The sequence below is a fragment of the Rhodococcus sp. LB1 genome (assembly GCF_001583455.1).
In the GTDB taxonomy this organism is placed as follows: Bacteria; Actinomycetota; Actinomycetes; order Mycobacteriales; family Mycobacteriaceae; genus Rhodococcus_F; species Rhodococcus_F opacus.
Genome location: NZ_LTCZ01000163.1, coordinates 1 through 2876 on the forward strand (window position 1 = coordinate 1; position 2876 = coordinate 2876).

The following is a 2876-nucleotide window of genomic DNA, read 5'->3' on the forward strand; positions in this document are numbered from 1 at the left end:
CGGCAGAAACTGGACTGCACGTTCGACGAGATCAGCCTCGAAGAACTCACCCAGCAAATGGCCGGCGGCGACGAACTCGAAGCACTCACCCACGAACTACGCCGCTGAACTACCTTCCACGCCACATCACACTGCACCGCCCCGGAAACTCCGGGGCGGTGCAGTCGTGCGCCGATACTCCAGAACCACACCCTCACGGCATGTTGTAGGGAGTGATGATCCGAATCGGTGACATCGCCGTGGTCACACCCGACAGCCCGCCGCGTCCCTGAATCAGCATGCGGCACGCCAAGTTCGCATCCGACCGAAGATCGTGATCGAGGACGGCCGAGATCTTCTTGTCACGGAGCAACTGCCTGTTGTCCTGATCGAGGTCGTGGGCGATGAAAACACGGTAGCTACGACCGAGCTTCTCGAAGGCACGCACCGTCGCCATATTGCCGCCACCGATCGAATAGACCGCCTCGATATCAGGGTTGTGTTCGAGGGCGTCGAGGACGAGATGCTCGACTGTCGTGTCGAGGCCCTCACTCTCGGAGATGTCGATCAGTGTGCGCTGAGATCCGATACCCCCGACGTTGCCCGAGCGGCGCAGCGCGCCGCGGAACCCCATCTCACGCTCCTCCTCGCCACGAAAAGCATTGCTGCTCAGCGTGACCAGCACACTTGCCGAGGTGTCGCACAGCCATTGCTCGAGCAGGTACGCGGCGGTCTCACCGGCCGCCCGGTTCTCGATACCGACGTATCCGACCCGACTGCTGCTCGGCACGTCGGTGGCGTAGGTGACGACCGGGATCCCCGCCTCGGTGAGCCGGTCGATGGCGTCGGAGACCTCGATGGTGTCGGGAGCCTTGACGATGACGCCTTGCGAGGGGCGTGTGACGAGCTTGTCGAGCACCTCGACCATGGCCGGTACCGAACCGGTCTCCCGGAAGTGGAACCGGGTCCTGACCACCGCAGGTGCCAGGGAGGGTAGTTCCGCCTCCACCGCCTCGCGGAACGCTCCGGAAAATCGCGGCGGAGCCTGCATCACGACATCGAAGAGGAACTTTCGCCCCGCCAACCGCAGTTGGGAGCGCTGTTTGTCCAGGTCGATGATCGCTTGCGCGACTTCGGCGCGGGTTCCTTCCCTGACGCCCGGGCGGTTGTGCAGCACGCGGTCGACCGTCGCCTCGCTGAGACCTGCCTGCTGGGCAATCTCTCGAACCTTGTAACGACTGTGCGCCACAACTTCCCCCTTGAGGTGAAAATGATGGATGATGGCGGTTGATTGAGGCACGTATCACAGCAAGACTAACAGGGGTAAGCGAAACACGCTTCTGACGAGCAACTCCCCCAGTTCTTCGGCAACGAGCCTCCCGGCGTGGTCCGTCCGCGTCGACCCGTCACCCGATCCCGGCGGCGAAGACCGAAAGGAAAGCAGTGGCCACCTGTGGCACCGATCCTGCCTGTACTGCTTTCGGACCGGCCGTAGTCGAGACCGGGCTGCCGACACCGCAATCACTCGGTGACCGATAGTCCGACATTTCGGTATTCAGGCACGCAGCTCGCCGCCGACCTCAACTCCAGAAATCTGCACGCATACTTCGGAGATCGAACAGGACTCCGCCGGAAAGGCTTTCACATGACCACGCCAGCGCACCAGAACCCCGAACGCCACCGGGTCGTGGTGATCGGCTCGGGATTCGGCGGGCTGTTCGCCACGCAAGGCCTGAAACGAGCCGACGTCGATGTGACCATCATCGCGGGCACCTTTCCAATACCGGGACAAAGGCAGCATGGCCACGGTTTGCCGGTTCAGTGCGGTCGCGCAAGTCGGACGGTTCGAGTTCAGCGGCTTTGTAGCTTGGCTGCTCTGGCTCGCCGTGCACCTCGTCTACGTCGTCGGCTTTCGCAGCCGCATCGCCACTCTGTTGTCCTGGACCTCGTCGTTCCTCGGCCGCGGACGCGGCCAGTTGACCACCTCCGCGCAGCAAATCCGCGCCCGCGCCGCCGTGACAGGGCAACACAACCAGATCCGCAACCCGCGCCTAGCGCACATCGAACCTGGACTCGGGAACCTGATCGGCACAGCTGCACGCGAAGCCGAGCCGGCAACCCGCGCCTCCTGATCAACAACCCCTTCGCTTTGTCCACTCATTCGATCGGAGATCCAATGAAAGAGAAACGTGGTGACGACCTCATCAACTTCGCTCTGCGTTGGGCACCGTTCGGTGGGCCGCACGACGACGACCTCCTCGTCGAATTTGGTATGACCTCGCGCACCTACTACAACCGGCTCGCGCGCGCACTGCGGGTGCGGCCGGCGAGTGAGGTCGGCGAGGACATGCACCGCACACTGCTGGGTCTGTGCTACCGACAAGAACCCACCTCGTACGGGCCCGAGCCCTCCCCGCCGGCGCACCACCCACACCCCCCAACCCCTCCACTAGTCACCAGCTCGAAACGTGAAAGGTTCACCGATGTCTGACGTCATCTCTCATTGGCTCGACGGCAAACCCCGCCACCGGTGCCGTGACCGGTCAGGTGGCCCTGGCCGGCGTCGAAGACGCCCGCGCCGTCATCGACGCCGCCGCCGCCGCGTTCCCCGCCTGGCGCGACACCTCCCTCGCCAAGCGTTCCGCCATCGTCTTCAAGTTCCGGGAACTGCTCAACGCCCGCAAGGGCGAGTTGGCGGAAATCATCACCGCCGAACACGGCAAGGTCGTCTCCGACGCATTGGGTGAGGTCTCCCGCGGCCAGGAGGTCGTCGAATTCGCCTGCGGCATCGCGCACCTGCTCAAGGGCGGCATGACCGAAAACGCCTCCACCAACATCGACGTCTCCTCCCTCCGCCAGCCCGTCGGCCCGGTCGGCATCATCTCACCGTTCAACTT

At 63.8% G+C, this 2876-nt stretch carries 3 protein-coding genes and 3 pseudogenes; 4 read left to right on the plus strand and 2 right to left on the minus strand.

The genetic code is table 11. The annotated features are described in order from the left end of the window. Window positions 1-108, plus strand: a pseudogene (locus AZG88_RS51905) (ATP-binding cassette domain-containing protein); the annotation flags it as partial. Between the two features lie 85 nt (window positions 109-193). Here AZG88_RS51905 and AZG88_RS22330 read toward each other — a convergent pair. After that, window positions 194-1228 carry a LacI family DNA-binding transcriptional regulator gene (locus AZG88_RS22330; protein ID WP_005243516.1) on the minus strand — a complete coding sequence of 345 codons (1035 nt, stop codon included), beginning with the start codon at window positions 1226-1228 and terminating at the stop codon, window positions 194-196. A gap of 306 nt (window positions 1229-1534) precedes the next feature. Beyond that, a complete protein-coding gene (locus tag AZG88_RS51910; RefSeq protein ID WP_061045626.1) occupies window positions 1535-1786 on the minus strand; it encodes a hypothetical protein in 252 nt (83 codons plus the stop codon). Here AZG88_RS51910 and AZG88_RS22335 point away from each other — a divergent pair. From AZG88_RS22335 to AZG88_RS22345, 3 genes and pseudogenes are all read left to right on the plus strand, one after another. Continuing rightward, window positions 1737-2111: pseudogene (locus tag AZG88_RS22335) on the plus strand (NAD(P)/FAD-dependent oxidoreductase); the annotation flags it as partial. The gene AZG88_RS51910 and the pseudogene AZG88_RS22335 overlap by 50 nt on opposite strands. A 44-nt stretch (window positions 2112-2155) precedes the next feature. Continuing rightward, the gene (locus tag AZG88_RS22340; RefSeq protein ID WP_005243522.1) at window positions 2156-2470 is read left to right on the plus strand and encodes a hypothetical protein; all 315 of its coding nucleotides are present in this window, start codon (window positions 2156-2158) and stop codon (window positions 2468-2470) included. 23 nt (window positions 2471-2493) lie between these two features. Further along, window positions 2494-2876 (plus strand): annotated as a pseudogene (locus AZG88_RS22345) (aldehyde dehydrogenase family protein); the annotation flags it as partial.

Bases quoted from the DNA above. Each gene is read 5' to 3' on its own strand.
- AZG88_RS22340 (WP_005243522.1), top strand. From the start codon at position 2,156: ATGAAAGAGAAACGTGGTGACGACCTCATCAACTTCGCTCTGCGTTGG.